This window comes from Serratia sp. Res13-Sevr-LER1-36-b, from assembly GCF_015673035.1.
Taxonomy (GTDB): domain Bacteria; phylum Pseudomonadota; class Gammaproteobacteria; order Enterobacterales; family Enterobacteriaceae; genus Chania; species Chania fonticola_C.
This window is the reverse complement of sequence record NZ_JADACK010000015.1, coordinates 10172-25238: the sequence shown is the minus strand read 5'-3', so window position 1 is coordinate 25238 and position 15067 is coordinate 10172. Positions and strand designations below refer to the sequence as shown.

Annotated in this window: 30 protein-coding genes; all 30 read left to right on the top strand. The window is 50.2% G+C overall.

Annotation, left to right across the window (positions count from 1 at the left end; translation table 11 throughout):
• The first annotated feature begins 169 nt into the window (after positions 1-169).
• The 30 genes from bfd to rplQ all read left to right on the top strand — a co-directional run bounded on the left by bfd (position 170) and on the right by rplQ (position 15045).
• The gene (bfd, locus tag IMQ33_RS09570) at positions 170-364 is read left to right on the top strand and encodes a bacterioferritin-associated ferredoxin (protein ID WP_024485620.1); all 195 of its coding nucleotides are present in this window, start codon (positions 170-172) and stop codon (positions 362-364) included.
• A 74-nt stretch (positions 365-438) separates the two neighbouring features.
• Complete coding sequence (bfr, locus tag IMQ33_RS09565; protein ID WP_196061959.1) at positions 439-918, top strand: bacterioferritin; 480 nt, start codon at positions 439-441, stop codon at positions 916-918.
• Positions 919-1380: 462 nt separating this feature from the next.
• On the top strand, positions 1381-1692 hold the full coding sequence (gene rpsJ / locus IMQ33_RS09560; protein WP_001181005.1) for a 30S ribosomal protein S10: 312 nt from the start codon (positions 1381-1383) through the stop codon (positions 1690-1692).
• A gap of 31 nt (positions 1693-1723) precedes the next feature.
• The gene (rplC, locus tag IMQ33_RS09555; protein WP_004956193.1) at positions 1724-2353 is read left to right on the top strand and encodes a 50S ribosomal protein L3; all 630 of its coding nucleotides are present in this window, start codon (positions 1724-1726) and stop codon (positions 2351-2353) included.
• Between the two features lie 10 nt (positions 2354-2363).
• Positions 2364-2969, top strand: a complete 606-nt coding sequence (gene rplD, locus IMQ33_RS09550) for a 50S ribosomal protein L4 (protein WP_021182230.1) — start codon at positions 2364-2366, stop codon at positions 2967-2969.
• A complete protein-coding gene (gene rplW, locus IMQ33_RS09545) occupies positions 2966-3268 on the top strand; it encodes a 50S ribosomal protein L23 (RefSeq protein ID WP_021182229.1) in 303 nt (100 codons plus the stop codon). Before rplD ends, rplW begins: the two co-directional genes overlap by 4 nt.
• An 18-nt stretch (positions 3269-3286) precedes the next feature.
• Positions 3287-4111: a 50S ribosomal protein L2 gene (gene rplB, locus IMQ33_RS09540; protein ID WP_021182228.1), complete on the top strand. Its 825-nt coding sequence runs from the start codon at positions 3287-3289 to the stop codon at positions 4109-4111.
• 14 nt (positions 4112-4125) lie between these two features.
• Positions 4126-4404 (top strand): 30S ribosomal protein S19, encoded by a 279-nt coding sequence (rpsS, locus tag IMQ33_RS09535; RefSeq protein ID WP_004929772.1) that lies wholly within the window; start codon positions 4126-4128, stop codon positions 4402-4404.
• 14 nt (positions 4405-4418) lie between these two features.
• Positions 4419-4751, top strand: a complete 333-nt coding sequence (rplV, locus tag IMQ33_RS09530; protein WP_004391423.1) for a 50S ribosomal protein L22 — start codon at positions 4419-4421, stop codon at positions 4749-4751.
• A gap of 17 nt (positions 4752-4768) precedes the next feature.
• Complete coding sequence (gene rpsC, locus IMQ33_RS09525; protein ID WP_004956187.1) at positions 4769-5467, top strand: 30S ribosomal protein S3; 699 nt, start codon at positions 4769-4771, stop codon at positions 5465-5467.
• A 12-nt stretch (positions 5468-5479) separates the two neighbouring features.
• Complete coding sequence (rplP, locus tag IMQ33_RS09520; RefSeq protein WP_004929764.1) at positions 5480-5890, top strand: 50S ribosomal protein L16; 411 nt, start codon at positions 5480-5482, stop codon at positions 5888-5890.
• Positions 5890-6081, top strand: coding sequence for a 50S ribosomal protein L29 (gene rpmC, locus IMQ33_RS09515; protein ID WP_002218942.1), 192 nt, complete (start codon positions 5890-5892; stop codon positions 6079-6081). The genes rplP and rpmC overlap by 1 nt, the downstream gene beginning before the upstream one ends.
• Position 6082: 1 nt before the next feature.
• Entirely contained in the window at positions 6083-6337 is a 255-nt protein-coding gene (rpsQ, locus tag IMQ33_RS09510; RefSeq protein ID WP_021182227.1) for a 30S ribosomal protein S17, read from the top strand.
• A gap of 166 nt (positions 6338-6503) precedes the next feature.
• Positions 6504-6875, top strand: coding sequence for a 50S ribosomal protein L14 (gene rplN, locus IMQ33_RS09505; RefSeq protein ID WP_020837240.1), 372 nt, complete (start codon positions 6504-6506; stop codon positions 6873-6875).
• A 10-nt stretch (positions 6876-6885) separates the two neighbouring features.
• On the top strand, positions 6886-7200 hold the full coding sequence (rplX, locus tag IMQ33_RS09500) for a 50S ribosomal protein L24 (protein ID WP_021808126.1): 315 nt from the start codon (positions 6886-6888) through the stop codon (positions 7198-7200).
• Positions 7201-7214: 14 nt separating this feature from the next.
• Complete coding sequence (rplE, locus tag IMQ33_RS09495) at positions 7215-7754, top strand: 50S ribosomal protein L5 (RefSeq protein WP_021808125.1); 540 nt, start codon at positions 7215-7217, stop codon at positions 7752-7754.
• 13 nt (positions 7755-7767) lie between these two features.
• Complete coding sequence (gene rpsN, locus IMQ33_RS09490) at positions 7768-8073, top strand: 30S ribosomal protein S14 (protein WP_021182224.1); 306 nt, start codon at positions 7768-7770, stop codon at positions 8071-8073.
• Positions 8074-8103: 30 nt separating this feature from the next.
• Complete coding sequence (gene rpsH, locus IMQ33_RS09485) at positions 8104-8496, top strand: 30S ribosomal protein S8 (protein WP_021182223.1); 393 nt, start codon at positions 8104-8106, stop codon at positions 8494-8496.
• A 14-nt stretch (positions 8497-8510) separates the two neighbouring features.
• Positions 8511-9044 carry a 50S ribosomal protein L6 gene (gene rplF, locus IMQ33_RS09480; protein ID WP_021182222.1) on the top strand — a complete coding sequence of 178 codons (534 nt, stop codon included), beginning with the start codon at positions 8511-8513 and terminating at the stop codon, positions 9042-9044.
• A 9-nt stretch (positions 9045-9053) separates the two neighbouring features.
• A complete protein-coding gene (gene rplR, locus IMQ33_RS09475) occupies positions 9054-9407 on the top strand; it encodes a 50S ribosomal protein L18 (protein WP_021182221.1) in 354 nt (117 codons plus the stop codon).
• Positions 9408-9421: 14 nt separating this feature from the next.
• Positions 9422-9922, top strand: coding sequence for a 30S ribosomal protein S5 (rpsE, locus tag IMQ33_RS09470; protein ID WP_021182220.1), 501 nt, complete (start codon positions 9422-9424; stop codon positions 9920-9922).
• A gap of 6 nt (positions 9923-9928) precedes the next feature.
• Positions 9929-10108, top strand: coding sequence for a 50S ribosomal protein L30 (gene rpmD / locus IMQ33_RS09465; protein ID WP_004956161.1), 180 nt, complete (start codon positions 9929-9931; stop codon positions 10106-10108).
• 3 nt (positions 10109-10111) lie between these two features.
• Entirely contained in the window at positions 10112-10546 is a 435-nt protein-coding gene (gene rplO / locus IMQ33_RS09460) for a 50S ribosomal protein L15 (RefSeq protein ID WP_021182219.1), read from the top strand.
• 8 nt (positions 10547-10554) lie between these two features.
• Positions 10555-11886, top strand: a complete 1332-nt coding sequence (gene secY, locus IMQ33_RS09455; protein ID WP_021182218.1) for a preprotein translocase subunit SecY — start codon at positions 10555-10557, stop codon at positions 11884-11886.
• Between the two features lie 33 nt (positions 11887-11919).
• Positions 11920-12036 (top strand): 50S ribosomal protein L36, encoded by a 117-nt coding sequence (gene rpmJ / locus IMQ33_RS09450; protein WP_002227352.1) that lies wholly within the window; start codon positions 11920-11922, stop codon positions 12034-12036.
• 146 nt (positions 12037-12182) lie between these two features.
• The gene (gene rpsM, locus IMQ33_RS09445) at positions 12183-12539 is read left to right on the top strand and encodes a 30S ribosomal protein S13 (RefSeq protein ID WP_021182217.1); all 357 of its coding nucleotides are present in this window, start codon (positions 12183-12185) and stop codon (positions 12537-12539) included.
• Between the two features lie 16 nt (positions 12540-12555).
• The gene (rpsK, locus tag IMQ33_RS09440) at positions 12556-12945 is read left to right on the top strand and encodes a 30S ribosomal protein S11 (RefSeq protein WP_004929731.1); all 390 of its coding nucleotides are present in this window, start codon (positions 12556-12558) and stop codon (positions 12943-12945) included.
• Between the two features lie 33 nt (positions 12946-12978).
• The gene (rpsD, locus tag IMQ33_RS09435) at positions 12979-13599 is read left to right on the top strand and encodes a 30S ribosomal protein S4 (RefSeq protein WP_021182216.1); all 621 of its coding nucleotides are present in this window, start codon (positions 12979-12981) and stop codon (positions 13597-13599) included.
• A gap of 26 nt (positions 13600-13625) precedes the next feature.
• On the top strand, positions 13626-14615 hold the full coding sequence (gene rpoA / locus IMQ33_RS09430; RefSeq protein ID WP_002919219.1) for a DNA-directed RNA polymerase subunit alpha: 990 nt from the start codon (positions 13626-13628) through the stop codon (positions 14613-14615).
• Between the two features lie 40 nt (positions 14616-14655).
• Entirely contained in the window at positions 14656-15045 is a 390-nt protein-coding gene (gene rplQ / locus IMQ33_RS09425) for a 50S ribosomal protein L17 (protein ID WP_004929726.1), read from the top strand.
• Positions 15046-15067 lie beyond the last annotated feature (22 nt).

The following is a 15067-nucleotide window of genomic DNA, read 5'->3' as shown; positions in this document are numbered from 1 at the left end:
GTAGGTGCGGGCGTTGTTGCTAAAGTTATCGCTTAATCGCGAATAATTTATAAGCACTAAAAGAGGGCACTTCGGTGCCCTTTTTTTATACAATTTTTTACCAATCTTAATTGAAATAAAAACGATTCTTATTTAGACTTACTGCATCGGTTAAGAAGTGAGTCTCTCTATGTACGTATGTCTGTGTAATGCTGTGTCTGACAAAGCGATCCGTAAGGCGGTGCGTCAGCACAATCCCCATACCATGAAGCAACTACGTGAGCTGGTGCCGATTGGAACTGACTGCGGTAAATGCATTCGTCAGGCAAGGCAAATTATGGTGGAGGAACGCGCAACCCTGATTCATATGCATGAAGTCGCCTAATAAATAGTAGGGTTATTTTTTGACTCTTGGCCCGCAGCTTCTACACTTTTAGAACTGCCCAGGAGGATTTACCTATGAAAGGCGATAAAAAGATCATTGCTCACCTCAACAAGCTGCTCGGTAACGAGCTGGTTGCCATCAATCAATACTTCCTGCACGCGCGTATGTTCAAAAATTGGGGCCTGATGCGTCTCAATGAGAAGGAATATCACGAGTCGATCGATGAGATGAAACATGCCGATCGCTACATCGAGCGTATCCTGTTCCTTGAAGGGTTACCGAACCTGCAAGATCTCGGCAAGCTGAATATCGGCGAAGATGTCGAAGAGATGCTGAGGTCTGATTTGGCCCTGGAGCTGGACGGCGCCAAGAACCTGCGGGAAGGTATCGACTATGCCGACTCTATCCATGATTATGTCAGCCGCGATCTGATGAAAGAAGTCTTGGCCGATGAGGAAGGGCATATCGACTGGTTGGAGACTGAGCTGAGCTTGATTGAGCGGCTTGGCATCCAAAACTATTGCCAGGCGCAAGTGCTGGAACGCAAAGACTGAATGCCCCCCGAACCCTCTCCCACAGGGAGAGGGACAGTCCGTGCTGTAACTTAACTGAGACATTCTTCCTTTATATTCCACTATTACAGATCAGCTTTAACGCCATAACAGCCCTCACATTCTCCCGTTACAGATTATCTCCTGCACTTGCCAATAGTGCCGATCGGCTCCCTATCACTAAAGGAGAGGGTCGGGGGAGGGGGAAAACTCATTAAATACCGCTCATTCTGAGCATATTTCCATCCGTGGCTTGCAACCTGGCCTGGTTTGCGTATAATGCGCGGGCTTACCTAATCTTGGTAAGCCTGATTTTAGCGAATCAGTCGATTGGCAAGAACGTTTTGCCCTTCGAACAATACTCCCGATATGGGGGTTATATGTTGACGATTACACTCCCCCATCAATCGAAATGGGTGTGAGGAGTAATTATTTACGTTTATAAATAATTGGAGCTCTGGTCTCATGCAGAACCAAAGAATCCGTATCCGCCTGAAAGCGTTTGATCATCGTCTGATCGATCAATCAACTGCGGAAATCGTCGAGACTGCCAAGCGCACTGGTGCGCAAGTCCGTGGTCCGATCCCGCTGCCAACTCGCAAAGAGCGCTTTACCGTTCTGATCTCCCCGCACGTCAACAAAGACGCGCGTGATCAGTACGAGATCCGCACTCACAAGCGTCTGGTTGACATCGTTGAGCCAACTGAGAAAACCGTTGATGCTCTGATGCGTCTGGATCTGGCTGCCGGTGTAGACGTGCAGATCAGCCTGGGTTAATCAGGTCATTGACGATTGAGAGGTTGAAACAATGATTGGTTTAGTCGGTAAAAAAGTGGGCATGACTCGTATCTTCACTGAAGATGGCGTTTCTATCCCAGTAACCGTGATTGAAATTGAAGCGAACCGCGTGACTCAGGTTAAAGACCTGGACAACGACGGATACCGTGCCATTCAGGTCACTACCGGTAGCAAAAAAGCTAACCGTGTGACCAAACCGGAAGCGGGTCATTTCGCTAAAGCTGGCGTCGAAGCTGGCCGTGGTCTGTGGGAATTCCGCCTTGAAGAAGGTCAAGAGTTCGCTGCAGGTCAAGAAATCAGCGTAGAAATCTTCGCTGACGTTAAAAAAGTCGATGTTACCGGTACTTCCAAAGGTAAAGGTTTTGCTGGCACTGTAAAGCGCTGGAACTTCCGTACTCAGGATGCAACCCACGGTAACTCCTTGTCTCACCGCGTTCCGGGTTCTATCGGTCAGAACCAGACTCCGGGCAAAGTGTTCAAAGGCAAGAAAATGGCTGGCCACCTGGGTGACGAGCGTGTAACCGTTCAAAGCCTGGACGTAGTACGTGTTGACGCTGAGCGCAACCTGCTGCTGGTTAAGGGTGCTGTACCGGGCGCAACCGGTGGCAACCTGATCGTTAAACCAGCTGTGAAGGCGTAAGGGGATAGCAATGGAATTAGTATTGAAAGACGCGCAAAGCGCGCTGACTGTTTCCGAAACTACCTTCGGTCGTGATTTCAACGAAGCGCTGGTACACCAGGTTGTTGTTGCTTATGCAGCAGGTGCCCGTCAAGGTACCCGTGCTCAGAAGACCCGTGCTGAAGTGACTGGTTCCGGTAAAAAACCGTGGCGCCAGAAAGGTACAGGCCGTGCGCGTTCAGGCACTGTAAAGAGCCCGATCTGGCGTTCTGGTGGTGTAACCTTCGCTGCGAAGCCACAAGACCACAGTCAGAAAGTAAACAAAAAGATGTACCGCGGCGCGCTGAAAAGCATCCTGTCCGAACTGGTACGTCAAGATCGTCTGATCGTTGTCGAGAAGTTCTCTGTAGAAGCGCCTAAAACTAAGCTGCTGGCACAGAAACTGAAAGATATGGCCCTGGAAGATGTGCTGATCGTGACCGGTGAACTGGATGAGAATCTGTTCCTGGCAGCTCGTAACCTGTACAAGGTTGACGTGCGCGATGTAGCAGGTATCGACCCAGTTAGCCTGATCGCCTTCGACAAAGTGGTTATGACTGCTGATGCTGTGAAGCAAGTTGAGGAGATGCTGGCATGATCCGTGAAGAACGTTTGCTGAAAGTGCTGCGTGCACCGCACGTATCTGAAAAAGCATCCGCTGCGATGGAAAAAAGCAACACCATCGTACTCAAAGTTGCCAAAGACGCGACCAAAGCAGAAATTAAAGCTGCAGTGCAGAAACTGTTTGAAGTCGAAGTCGAAGACGTTAACACCCTGGTAGTAAAAGGGAAAGTGAAGCGTCAAGGTCAGCGTGTTGGTCGTCGTAGCGACTGGAAAAAAGCTTACGTCACCCTGAAGGAAGGCCAGAACTTGGACTTCATCGGCGGCGCAGAGTAAGTCGGAGGAGTAAGAACAATGGCAATTGTTAAATGTAAACCTACATCTCCGGGTCGTCGCCACGTTGTTAAAGTGGTTAACCCTGAGCTGCACAAGGGTAAACCTTATGCCCCGCTGCTTGAGAAACTGAGCAAAAGCGGTGGTCGTAACAACAATGGCCGTATCACCACCCGTCATATCGGTGGTGGCCACAAGCAACATTATCGTCTGGTTGACTTCAAACGCAACAAAGATGGTATCCCTGCTGTGGTTGAGCGTCTGGAGTACGATCCGAACCGTTCCGCGAACATCGCGCTGGTTCTGTACAAAGACGGCGAACGCCGTTATATCCTGGCGCCGAAAGGCCTGAAAGCTGGTGACCAGATCCAATCTGGTGTTGATGCTGCAATCAAAGCGGGTAACACCCTGCCTATGCGCAACATCCCAGTAGGTTCAACGGTTCATAACGTAGAAATGAAACCAGGTAAAGGCGGCCAGCTGGCTCGTTCTGCTGGTGCCTACGTTCAGATCGTCGCACGTGATGGTTCCTACGTAACTCTGCGTCTGCGCTCTGGCGAAATGCGTAAAGTTCCAGTTGATTGCCGCGCCACCCTGGGTGAAGTCGGTAACGCTGAACATATGCTTCGCGTTCTGGGTAAAGCAGGTGCTGCACGTTGGCGTGGTATTCGTCCTACCGTTCGCGGTACGGCGATGAACCCAGTCGATCACCCGCACGGTGGTGGTGAAGGTCGTAACTTTGGTAAGCACCCGGTAACTCCGTGGGGCGTTCAGACCAAAGGTAAGAAGACCCGTAGCAACAAGCGTACTGACAAGTTCATCGTACGTCGCCGTAGTAAAAAATAATTAGAGGATAAGCCATGCCACGTTCTCTCAAGAAAGGTCCTTTTATTGACCTGCACTTGCTGAAGAAGGTAGAGAAAGCGGTGGAAAGCGGTGACAAGAAGCCTTTGCGCACTTGGTCCCGTCGTTCAACGATCTTTCCTAACATGATCGGTTTGACCATCGCTGTCCATAATGGTCGTCAGCACGTACCAGTATTTGTTTCCGATGAAATGGTCGGTCACAAACTGGGTGAATTCGCGCCGACTCGTACTTATCGCGGCCATGCGGCTGATAAAAAAGCTAAAAAGCGCTAAGGTAGGAGGAAGAGATGGAAACTATCGCTAAACATCGCCACGCTCGTTCTTCTGCTCAGAAGGTTCGCCTTGTTGCAGACCTGATCCGCGGTAAGAAAGTGTCGCAAGCTCTGGAAACTCTGGCCTACACCAACAAGAAAGCTGCTGGTCTGGTCAAGAAAGTGCTGGAGTCTGCCATTGCTAACGCAGAACACAACGATGGCGCTGACATCGATGATCTGAAAGTCACGAAAATCTTCGTAGACGAAGGCCCAAGCATGAAGCGCATTATGCCTCGTGCAAAAGGTCGTGCAGATCGCATCCTGAAGCGCACCAGCCACATTACTGTGGTTGTGTCCGATCGCTGAGACTCTGGAGACTAGCAATGGGTCAGAAAGTACATCCTAATGGTATTCGCCTGGGTATTGTCAAACCTTGGAACTCTACTTGGTATGCGAATACCAAAGAATTCGCTGACAACCTGGACAGCGACTTTAAAGTTCGCCAATTCTTGACTAAAGAACTGGCGAAAGCTTCCGTTTCTCGCATCGTTATCGAGCGTCCAGCGAAGAGCATCCGTGTGACTATTCACACCGCTCGTCCTGGCATCGTTATCGGCAAGAAAGGTGAAGATGTCGAAAAACTGCGTAAGGTCGTAGCGGATATCGCTGGCGTTCCTGCGCAAATTAACATCGCCGAAGTCCGTAAACCGGAACTGGACGCAAAATTGGTTGCTGACAGCATCACTTCACAGCTGGAACGTCGCGTTATGTTCCGTCGTGCTATGAAGCGTGCTGTACAGAACGCAATGCGTCTTGGCGCTAAAGGTATCAAAGTTGAAGTAAGCGGCCGTCTTGGCGGTGCTGAAATCGCGCGTACCGAATGGTACCGTGAAGGTCGTGTTCCGTTGCACACACTGCGTGCGGATATCGATTACAACACATCTGAAGCGCACACCACTTATGGTGTAATCGGCGTTAAGGTATGGATCTTCAAAGGTGAGATCCTGGGTGGTATGGCTGCAGTTGAACAACCGGAACCGGCTGCTCAACCTAAAAAGCAGCAGCGTAAAGGCCGCAAGTAAGGAGAGTCGCTGATGTTACAACCAAAGCGTACAAAATTCCGTAAGGTGCACAAGGGCCGCAACCGTGGTCTGGCGCAAGGTACGGATGTTAGCTTCGGCACTTTCGGTCTGAAAGCTGTTGGCCGTGGCCGTCTGACTGCTCGTCAAATCGAAGCAGCTCGTCGTGCAATGACTCGTGCAGTGAAGCGTCAAGGTAAGATTTGGATCCGTGTATTCCCGGACAAACCAATCACCGAGAAGCCTCTTGAAGTGCGTATGGGTAAAGGTAAGGGTAACGTGGAATATTGGGTTGCCCTGATCCAACCTGGCAAAGTCCTGTACGAAATGGACGGCGTTCCAGAAGAAGTCGCCCGTGAAGCGTTCAAGCTGGCAGCAGCTAAACTGCCGATCAAAACCACCTTTGTAACTAAGACGGTGATGTAATGAAAGCACAAGAGCTGCGTGAAAAAAGTGTTGAAGAGCTGAACACTGAGCTGCTCAACCTGCTGCGTGAGCAATTCAACTTACGCATGCAGGCGGCGAGTGGCCAACTGCAACAAACTCACCTGTTGAAACAAGTGCGTCGTAATGTCGCACGCGTTAAGACTTTACTGACTGAAAAGGCGGGTGCGTAAAATGACTGATATTATCCGTACTCTGCAAGGTCGTGTTGTTAGTGACAAAATGGAGAAATCCATGGTTGTTGCTATCGAACGTACGGTGAAGCACCCGATCTACGGGAAATTCATCAAGCGTACGACTAAGCTGCATGTACATGATGAGAACAACGAATGTGGTATCGGCGACGTGGTAGAAATCCGCGAATGCCGTCCACTGTCCAAGACTAAGTCATGGACGTTGGTTCGCATTGTAGATAAAGCGATTCTGTAATAGAGTAGCTGACTCTAACTTAATAAACGGCTCAGAAAGTGAGCCGTTTATTTTTTCTACCCATACTCTGGAAGCGGTGTTATAATGCTGCGCCCTCGGTTATGGGGCTTTTCAACGACCTAGTAATGGGTCCTAAAGTTGTAGTTGACATTAGCGGAGCACTAACATGATCCAAGAACAGACTATGCTGAACGTGGCCGACAACTCCGGTGCACGTCGCGTAATGTGTATCAAGGTTCTAGGTGGCTCGCACCGTCGCTACGCAGGCATCGGCGACGTCATCAAAATTACCATCAAGGAAGCAATTCCTCGCGGTAAGGTGAAGAAAGGCGATGTGCTGAAGGCGGTAGTGGTGCGCACCAAGAAGGGTGTACGTCGCCCGGACGGTTCTGTCATTCGCTTCGATGGTAATGCATGCGTTATTTTAAACAATAACAGCGAGCAACCTATCGGTACGCGTATTTTTGGGCCGGTAACTCGTGAACTGCGTAATGAGAAGTTCATGAAAATTATCTCTCTGGCACCAGAAGTACTCTAAGGAGCGAACCATGGCAGCGAAAATCCGTCGTGATGACGAAGTTATCGTGCTTACCGGGAAAGACAAAGGTAAACGCGGTAAAGTAAAAAATGTCCTGTCTGCTGGTAAGGTCATTGTTGAAGGTATCAACCTGGTTAAGAAACATCAGAAGCCGGTCCCGGCCCTGAACCAACCAGGTGGCATTGTTGAAAAAGAAGCTGCTATTCAGGTTTCCAACATTGCGCTGTTCAACTCGGCTACCGGTAAGGCTGACCGTGTAGGCTTTAGATTCGAAGACGGCAAAAAAGTCCGTTTCTTCAAATCAAATAGCGAAACTATCAAGTAATTTGGAGTATGACGATGGCGAAACTGCATGATTACTACAAAGACGAGGTAGTCAAACAACTGATGTCTCAGTTTGATTACAACTCTGTCATGCAAGTCCCTCGGGTCGAGAAGATCACCCTGAATATGGGTGTTGGTGAAGCGATCGCTGACAAGAAACTGCTGGATAATGCAGCAGCTGACTTGGCAGCTATCTCCGGTCAAAAGCCGTTCATCACCAAAGCACGCAAATCTGTTGCAGGCTTCAAAATCCGCCAGGGCTATCCGATCGGCTGTAAAGTAACTCTGCGTGGCGAACGCATGTGGGAGTTCTTTGAGCGTCTGATTTCCATTGCTGTTCCACGTATCCGTGACTTCCGTGGCTTGTCCGCTAAGTCATTCGATGGCCGTGGTAACTACAGCATGGGTGTGCGTGAGCAAATCATCTTCCCAGAAATCGACTACGACAAAGTCGATCGCGTTCGTGGTTTGGATATTACCATTACCACTTCTGCGAAATCTGATGATGAAGGCCGCGCGCTGTTGGCTGCTTTTAACTTCCCGTTCCGCAAGTAAGGCAGGGTTACTGATGGCTAAGCAATCAATGAAAGCACGCGAAGTCGTTCGCGTGAAACTGGCTGACAAGTACCGCGCTAAACGCGAGGAATTGAAAGCTATCATTTCTGGTGTGAACTCTTCTGACGAAGATCGTTGGGATGCTGTTCTCAAGCTCCAGTCTCTGCCGCGTGATTCCAGCCCGTCTCGTCAGCGTAAACGCTGCCGTCAAACTGGCCGTCCACATGGTTATGTGGGCAAATTCGGGTTGAGCCGTATCAAGCTACGTGAAGCCGCTATGCGCGGTGAAGTACCAGGCTTGAAAAAGGCTAGCTGGTAATTACCAATTGAATCACGGGAGTAAAGACAGATGAGCATGCAAGATCCGATCGCGGATATGCTGACCCGTATCCGTAACGGTCAAGCCGCGAACAAAGTTGCGGTCACCATGCCTTCCTCCAAGCTGAAAGTGGCAATTGCCAACGTGCTGAAGGAAGAAGGTTTTATTGAAGATTTCAAAATTGAAGGCGACACCAAGCCTGTTCTGGAACTGGTACTGAAGTACTTCCAGGGCAAGGCAGTGGTAGAAAGCATTCAGCGTATCAGTCGTCCAGGTCTGCGCATCTACAAGAAAAAAGATGCACTGCCAAAAGTTATGGCCGGTCTGGGTATCGCTGTTATTTCTACCTCTAAAGGTGTTATGACCGATCGTGCAGCTCGCCAAGCTGGTCTTGGTGGCGAGATTATCTGCTACGTAGCTTAATTCGGGAGGAAAGAATGTCTCGTGTTGCAAAAGCACCCGTCGTCATTCCTGCCGGCGTAGAGGTAAAACTCAACGGTCAGGTTATTTCGGTTAAGGGTAAGAACGGCGAGCTGACTCGTACAGTCCATGACGCCGTTGAAGTGAAGCAAGAAGCTAACGCACTGACTTTCGCACCACGCGAAGGTTTTGCTAACGCATGGGCCCAAGCGGGTACCACGCGCGCTCTGCTGAACGCAATGGTTGTCGGTGTTACCGAAGGTTTCACCAAGAAGCTTCAACTGGTAGGTGTTGGTTATCGTGCTGCTGTTAAAGGCAACGTGGTGAATTTAGCCCTGGGCTTCTCTCACCCAATCGATCACCAGCTGCCAGCAGGTATTACTGCTGAATGCCCAAGCCAAACTGAAATCGTGCTGAAAGGCGCTGATAAGCAGGTTATTGGCCAGGTTGCTGCAGATCTGCGTGCCTACCGCCGTCCTGAGCCTTATAAAGGCAAGGGTGTCCGTTACGCCGACGAAGTCGTGCGTACCAAAGAGGCTAAGAAGAAGTAAGGTAACACTATGGATAAGAAATCTGCTCGTATCCGTCGTGCGACCCGCGCACGCCGTAAGCTCAAAGAACTGGGTGCAACCCGCCTGGTGGTACATCGTACCCCGCGTCACATTTACGCACAGGTCATTGCTCCAAATGGTTCTGAAGTTCTGGTAGCCGCTTCTACTTTAGAAAAAGCTATCACTGAGCAATTGAAGTACTCCGGTAACAAAGACGCAGCAGCAGCCGTAGGTAAAGCTCTGGCTGAGCGCGCGTTGGAAAAAGGGATTGCGAAAGTATCCTTTGACCGTTCCGGTTTCCAATATCATGGTCGAGTCCAGGCACTGGCAGATGCTGCCCGTGAAGCTGGCCTTCAGTTCTAAGGAAGAGGTTTAAGATGGCTCACATCGAAAAACAAGCTGGCGAACTGCAGGAAAAGCTGATCGCGGTAAACCGCGTATCTAAAACCGTAAAAGGTGGCCGTATTTTCAGCTTTACCGCACTGACAGTAGTTGGTGATGGTAACGGTCGCGTTGGTTTTGGCTACGGCAAAGCACGCGAAGTTCCAGCAGCGATCCAGAAAGCGATGGAAAAAGCCCGTCGCAACATGATGAATGTCGCGCTGAACGGCGGCACCCTGCAGCACCCTGTTAAAGGTGCTCATACGGGTTCCCGTGTGTTCATGCAGCCAGCTCATGAAGGTACCGGTATCATCGCGGGTGGTGCAATGCGCGCCGTTCTCGAAGTTGCTGGGGTGCACAACGTACTGGCTAAAGCTTATGGTTCCACCAACCCGATCAACGTGGTTCGTGCAACTATCGACGCTTTGGCTAATATGAAGTCTCCTGAAATGGTCGCTGCCAAGCGTGGTAAATCCGTTGCAGACATTCTGGGGTAATTGACCATGGCTAAGACTATCAAAGTTACACAAGTTCGCAGCTCCATTGGCCGTCTGCCGAAGCATAAAGCTACACTGCTCGGTCTGGGTCTGCGTCGTATTGGTCACACCGTAGAGCGCGAGGATACTCCTGCTGTACGCGGTATGATCAACCTGGTTTCCTACATGGTTAAGGTTGAGGAGTAACAGATGCGTTTAAATACTCTGTCTCCGGCTGAAGGTGCCAAGCATGCGCCTAAGCGTGTAGGTCGTGGTATTGGTTCTGGCCTGGGTAAAACCGCCGGTCGTGGTCACAAAGGTCAGAACTCACGTTCTGGCGGTGGCGTACGTCGTGGGTTTGAAGGTGGTCAGATGCCTTTATATCGTCGTTTGCCGAAATTCGGCTTCACCTCTCGCAAAGCTATGATCACGGCAGAAGTTCGTCTGTCTGAACTGGCTCTTGTAGAAGGCGACGTAATCGACCTGAACACGCTGAAAGCCGCTAACGTTGTTGGTACCCAGATCGAGTTCGCGAAAGTTATGCTTTCTGGCGAAATCACTCGTCCGGTTACCCTGCGTGGTCTGCGTGTCACCAAAGGCGCTCGTGTTGCTATCGAGGCTGCTGGCGGTAAAATTGAGGAATAAGTAAGCTGATGGCTAAGCAACCAGGATTAGATTTTCAAAGTGCTAAAGGCGGACTCGGTGAGCTGAAGCGCAGACTTTTGTTTGTTATCGGCGCGCTGATTGTTTTCCGCATTGGCTCTTTCATTCCGATTCCTGGTATCGATGCCACTGTGCTTGCCAAACTGCTCGAACAGCAGAGAGGCACCATCATTGAAATGTTTAACATGTTCTCTGGTGGTGCTCTCAGCCGTGCTTCTATTTTTGCTCTGGGGATCATGCCGTACATTTCGGCCTCGATCATTATCCAGTTACTGACGGTGGTTCATCCAGCGTTGGCGGAAATCAAGAAAGAAGGGGAGGCTGGCCGTCGCAAGATTAGCCAGTACACCCGCTACGGTACGCTGGTGTTGGCCATATTCCAGTCGATCGGTATTGCTACCGGTCTGCCGAATATGCCTGGTATGCAGGGCCTGGTGTTAAACCCAGGCTTTGCGTTCTACTTTACTGCGGTTGTGAGTCTGGTTACCGGGACAATGTTCCTGATGTGGCTGGGCGAGCAGATTACTGAGCGTGGTATCGGTAACGGTATCTCAATCATTATCTTCGCGGGTATTGTGGCGGGTCTTCCGCCGGCTGTTGGCCATACTATTGAGCAAGCTCGGCAAGGCGACCTGCACTTCCTCTTGTTGCTGTTGGTTGCAGTATTAGTGTTTGCAGTAACCTTCTTCGTTGTTTTCATTGAACGTGGTCAACGTCGTATCGTCGTTAACTATGCGAAACGTCAACAGGGTCGTCGTGTTTACGCAGCACAGAGCACACACTTACCGTTGAAAGTGAACATGGCAGGGGTAATCCCAGCAATCTTCGCTTCCAGCATTATTCTGTTCCCTGCCACGATTGCATCATGGTTTGGGGGCGGTACCGGTTGGAACTGGCTGACAACGATTTCGCTGTATTTGCAGCCTGGACAACCGCTTTATGTGTTACTCTATGCGTCTGCAATCATCTTCTTCTGTTTCTTCTACACGGCGTTGGTTTTCAACCCGCGTGAAACAGCAGATAACCTGAAGAAGTCCGGTGCCTTCGTACCAGGAATTCGTCCGGGAGAGCAAACGGCGAAATATATCGATAAAGTGATGACGCGTTTAACCCTGGTGGGCGCGATGTACATTACTTTCATCTGCCTGATCCCGGAGTTCATGCGTGATGCAATGAAAGTACCATTCTACTTTGGTGGTACCTCGCTACTGATCGTTGTTGTCGTCATCATGGACTTTATGGCTCAAGTGCAAACTCTGATGATGTCAAGTCAGTACGAGTCTGCATTGAAGAAAGCAAACCTGAAAGGCTATAACCGCTAATCTGGTGCGTTTGAGAAGTTACGGAGAGTAAAAATGAAAGTTCGTGCTTCCGTCAAGAAATTATGTCGTAACTGCAAAATCGTTAAGCGTAACGGTGTCGTTCGTGTGATTTGCAGCGCCGAGCCGAAGCATAAACAGCGTCAAGGCTGATTATCTCGCATATTTTTCTTGCAAAGTTGGGTTGAGCTGGCTAGATTAGCCAGCCAATCTTTTGTATGTAGCTGCAACATTATTTGAGTATCCTGAAAACGGGCTTTTCAGAATGGTGTTGCCGTAAAAATTAGTAGGAGTGCATAGTGGCCCGTATAGCAGGCATTAACATTCCTGATCATAAACATACCGTTATCGCGTTAACGTCGATCTTCGGAATCGGCAAAACTCGTTCACAGTCTATCTGTGCTGAGACGGGTATTGCTGAAAATGTTAAGATCAGTGAGCTGTCTGAAGAGCAAATTGAACAACTGCGTGAAGCAGTTGCCAAATTCACTGTTGAAGGTGATTTGCGTCGTGAAGTTACCCTGAGCATCAAGCGTCTGATGGATCTTGGTACATACCGTGGTTTACGCCATCGTCGTGGTCTGCCAGTTCGCGGTCAGCGTACTAAGACCAACGCACGTACCCGTAAGGGTCCGCGTAAACCGATCAAGAAATAATCGGGGTGATTGAATAATGGCAAAGGCACCTGTTCGTACACGTAAGCGTGTAAGAAAACAAGTCTCTGACGGCGTGGCTCATATCCATGCTTCTTTCAACAACACCATTGTGACTATTACCGATCGTCAGGGTAATGCTTTGGGTTGGGCAACAGCCGGTGGTTCCGGTTTCCGTGGTTCTCGTAAGTCAACTCCGTTTGCAGCTCAGGTTGCAGCCGAGCGTTGTGCTGACGCAGTTAAAGAATACGGTATCAAGAACCTGGAAGTTATGGTCAAAGGACCTGGTCCTGGTCGTGAGTCTACTATCCGCGCTCTGAACGCGGCTGGTTTCCGCATCACTAATATTACCGATGTGACTCCGATTCCTCATAACGGTTGTCGTCCACCGAAAAAGCGTCGCGTGTAACGCCCCTGCTTTTCGGATTGTTGGAGAAAGAAAATGGCAAGATATTTGGGTCCTAAGCTCAAGCTTAGCCGCCGCGAGGGCACAGACCTGTTCCTGAAGTCTGGCGTTCGCGCGATAGATTCAAAGTGCAAAATTGAACAGCCACCTGGTCAACACGGTGCGCGTAAACCGCGTCTGTCTGACTACGGTGTACAGTTACGTGAAAAGCAAAAAGTTCGCCGTATGTACGGTGTTCTGGAGCGTCAGTTCCGTAACTATTACAAAGCAGCAACCCGCCTGAAAGGCAACACCGGTGAAAACCTGTTGACCCTTCTGGAAGGTCGTCTGGACAACGTAGTTTACCGTATGGGCTTCGGCGCCACTCGTGCAGAATCACGTCAGCTGGTTAGCCATAAAGCCGTTATGGTAAATGGTCGCGTTGTTAACATCGCTTCTTATCAGGTATCTCCGAATGACGTAGTCAGCATCCGCGAGAAAGCTAAAAAGCAGTCTCGTGTTAAGGCTTCTCTGGAGCTGGCTGAGCAGCGTGAAAAGCCGACTTGGCTGGAAGTTGATGCTGCGAAGATGGAAGGTGTGTTCAAACGTATTCCTGAACGTACCGATCTGTCCGCCGACATTAACGAACACCTGATCGTCGAGCTTTACTCCAAGTAAGGCTTGAGTTTCAAAGAGAGGACACAATGCAGGGTTCTGTGACAGAGTTTCTAAAACCGCGCCTGGTAGATATCGAGCAAGTCAGTTCGACGCACGCCAAGGTGACCCTTGAGCCGTTAGAGCGTGGCTTTGGCCATACTCTTGGCAACGCACTGCGCCGTATTCTGCTTTCATCTATGCCGGGTTGCGCGGTGACCGAGGTTGAGATTGATGGTGTACTACATGAGTACAGCACCAAAGAAGGCGTACAGGAAGATATCCTGGAGATCTTGCTCAACCTGAAAGGGCTGGCGGTGAGAGTTCAAGGGAAAGATGAAGTTATTCTTACCCTGAATAAATCTGGCATTGGCCCTGTGACCGCTGCCGACATTACCCATGATGGTGATGTCGAAATCGTCAAGCCGCAGCACGTTATCTGCCACCTGACCGATGAGAACGCTGCTATCAGCATGCGTATCAAAGTTCAGCGCGGTCGTGGTTATGTGCCGGCTTCTGCCCGAATTCATTCGGAAGAAGATGAGCGCCCGATTGGTCGTCTGTTGGTTGACGCCTGCTATAGCCCTGTAGAGCGTATTGCCTACAATGTTGAAGCAGCGCGTGTAGAACAGCGTACCGACCTGGACAAGCTGGTCATCGAGATGGAAACCAATGGCACGATCGATCCTGAAGAGGCGATCCGCCGTGCGGCAACCATTCTGGCTGAACAACTGGAAGCTTTCGTTGACCTACGTGATGTACGTCAGCCGGAAGTGAAAGAAGAGAAACCAGAGTTCGATCCGATCCTGCTGCGCCCTGTTGACGATCTGGAATTGACTGTCCGCTCTGCTAACTGCCTTAAGGCAGAAGCTATCCACTACATCGGTGATCTGGTACAGCGTACCGAGGTTGAGCTGTTGAAAACGCCTAACCTGGGTAAAAAATCTCTTACTGAGATTAAAGACGTGCTGGCTTCCCGTGGACTTTCTCTGGGCATGCGCCTGGAAAATTGGCCACCGGCTAGCATTGCTGACGAGTAACCGGATCACAGGTTAAGGTTTTACTGAGAAGGATAAGGTCATGCGCCATCGTAAGAGTGGTCGTCAACTGAACCGTAACAGCAGCCATCGCCAGGCTATGTTCCGTAACATGGCCGGCTCTTTGGTTCGTCATGAGATCATCAAGACGACCCTGCCAAAAGCGAAAGAGCTGCGTCGCGTTGTTGAGCCGCTGATTACTCTTGCCAAGACCGACAGCGTTGCTAATCGTCGTCTGGCATTCGCCCGTACTCGTGATAACGAGATCGTGGCAAAACTGTTTAACGAGCTAGGCCCGCGTTTTGCGAGCCGTGCCGGTGGTTACACTCGCATTCTGAAGTGTGGCTTCCGCGCAGGCGACAACGCGCCGATGGCATACATCGAGCTGGTTGATCGTGCTGAGTCTCAAGCAGAAGTAGCAACTGCAGAGTAATCTGTGGAAGCGTAGAAAAACC

Excerpts from the sequence above, each read along its gene's own strand:
- rplR (WP_021182221.1), top strand. The coding sequence starts at position 9,054 with ATGGATAAGAAATCTGCTCGTATCCGTCGTGCGACCCGCGCACGCCGT.
- rpsS (WP_004929772.1), top strand. The coding sequence starts at position 4,126 with ATGCCACGTTCTCTCAAGAAAGGTCCTTTTATTGACCTGCACTTGCTG.
- rpsJ (WP_001181005.1), top strand. The coding sequence starts at position 1,381 with ATGCAGAACCAAAGAATCCGTATCCGCCTGAAAGCGTTTGATCATCGT.
- rpsH (WP_021182223.1), top strand. The coding sequence starts at position 8,104 with ATGAGCATGCAAGATCCGATCGCGGATATGCTGACCCGTATCCGTAAC.
- rpoA (WP_002919219.1), top strand. The coding sequence starts at position 13,626 with ATGCAGGGTTCTGTGACAGAGTTTCTAAAACCGCGCCTGGTAGATATC.
- rplX (WP_021808126.1), top strand. The coding sequence starts at position 6,886 with ATGGCAGCGAAAATCCGTCGTGATGACGAAGTTATCGTGCTTACCGGG.
- rpsK (WP_004929731.1), top strand. The coding sequence starts at position 12,556 with ATGGCAAAGGCACCTGTTCGTACACGTAAGCGTGTAAGAAAACAAGTC.
- rplP (WP_004929764.1), top strand. The coding sequence starts at position 5,480 with ATGTTACAACCAAAGCGTACAAAATTCCGTAAGGTGCACAAGGGCCGC.
- rpsD (WP_021182216.1), top strand. The coding sequence starts at position 12,979 with ATGGCAAGATATTTGGGTCCTAAGCTCAAGCTTAGCCGCCGCGAGGGC.
- bfr (WP_196061959.1), top strand. The coding sequence starts at position 439 with ATGAAAGGCGATAAAAAGATCATTGCTCACCTCAACAAGCTGCTCGGT.
- bfd (WP_024485620.1), top strand. The coding sequence starts at position 170 with ATGTACGTATGTCTGTGTAATGCTGTGTCTGACAAAGCGATCCGTAAG.
- rplV (WP_004391423.1), top strand. The coding sequence starts at position 4,419 with ATGGAAACTATCGCTAAACATCGCCACGCTCGTTCTTCTGCTCAGAAG.
- rplB (WP_021182228.1), top strand. The coding sequence starts at position 3,287 with ATGGCAATTGTTAAATGTAAACCTACATCTCCGGGTCGTCGCCACGTT.
- rplN (WP_020837240.1), top strand. The coding sequence starts at position 6,504 with ATGATCCAAGAACAGACTATGCTGAACGTGGCCGACAACTCCGGTGCA.
- rplF (WP_021182222.1), top strand. The coding sequence starts at position 8,511 with ATGTCTCGTGTTGCAAAAGCACCCGTCGTCATTCCTGCCGGCGTAGAG.
- rpmD (WP_004956161.1), top strand. The coding sequence starts at position 9,929 with ATGGCTAAGACTATCAAAGTTACACAAGTTCGCAGCTCCATTGGCCGT.
- rplC (WP_004956193.1), top strand. The coding sequence starts at position 1,724 with ATGATTGGTTTAGTCGGTAAAAAAGTGGGCATGACTCGTATCTTCACT.
- rpsQ (WP_021182227.1), top strand. The coding sequence starts at position 6,083 with ATGACTGATATTATCCGTACTCTGCAAGGTCGTGTTGTTAGTGACAAA.
- rpsE (WP_021182220.1), top strand. The coding sequence starts at position 9,422 with ATGGCTCACATCGAAAAACAAGCTGGCGAACTGCAGGAAAAGCTGATC.
- rpmC (WP_002218942.1), top strand. The coding sequence starts at position 5,890 with ATGAAAGCACAAGAGCTGCGTGAAAAAAGTGTTGAAGAGCTGAACACT.
- rpmJ (WP_002227352.1), top strand. The coding sequence starts at position 11,920 with ATGAAAGTTCGTGCTTCCGTCAAGAAATTATGTCGTAACTGCAAAATC.
- secY (WP_021182218.1), top strand. The coding sequence starts at position 10,555 with ATGGCTAAGCAACCAGGATTAGATTTTCAAAGTGCTAAAGGCGGACTC.
- rpsN (WP_021182224.1), top strand. The coding sequence starts at position 7,768 with ATGGCTAAGCAATCAATGAAAGCACGCGAAGTCGTTCGCGTGAAACTG.
- rplE (WP_021808125.1), top strand. The coding sequence starts at position 7,215 with ATGGCGAAACTGCATGATTACTACAAAGACGAGGTAGTCAAACAACTG.
- rplD (WP_021182230.1), top strand. The coding sequence starts at position 2,364 with ATGGAATTAGTATTGAAAGACGCGCAAAGCGCGCTGACTGTTTCCGAA.
- rpsC (WP_004956187.1), top strand. The coding sequence starts at position 4,769 with ATGGGTCAGAAAGTACATCCTAATGGTATTCGCCTGGGTATTGTCAAA.
- rplW (WP_021182229.1), top strand. The coding sequence starts at position 2,966 with ATGATCCGTGAAGAACGTTTGCTGAAAGTGCTGCGTGCACCGCACGTA.
- rplQ (WP_004929726.1), top strand. The coding sequence starts at position 14,656 with ATGCGCCATCGTAAGAGTGGTCGTCAACTGAACCGTAACAGCAGCCAT.
- rplO (WP_021182219.1), top strand. The coding sequence starts at position 10,112 with ATGCGTTTAAATACTCTGTCTCCGGCTGAAGGTGCCAAGCATGCGCCT.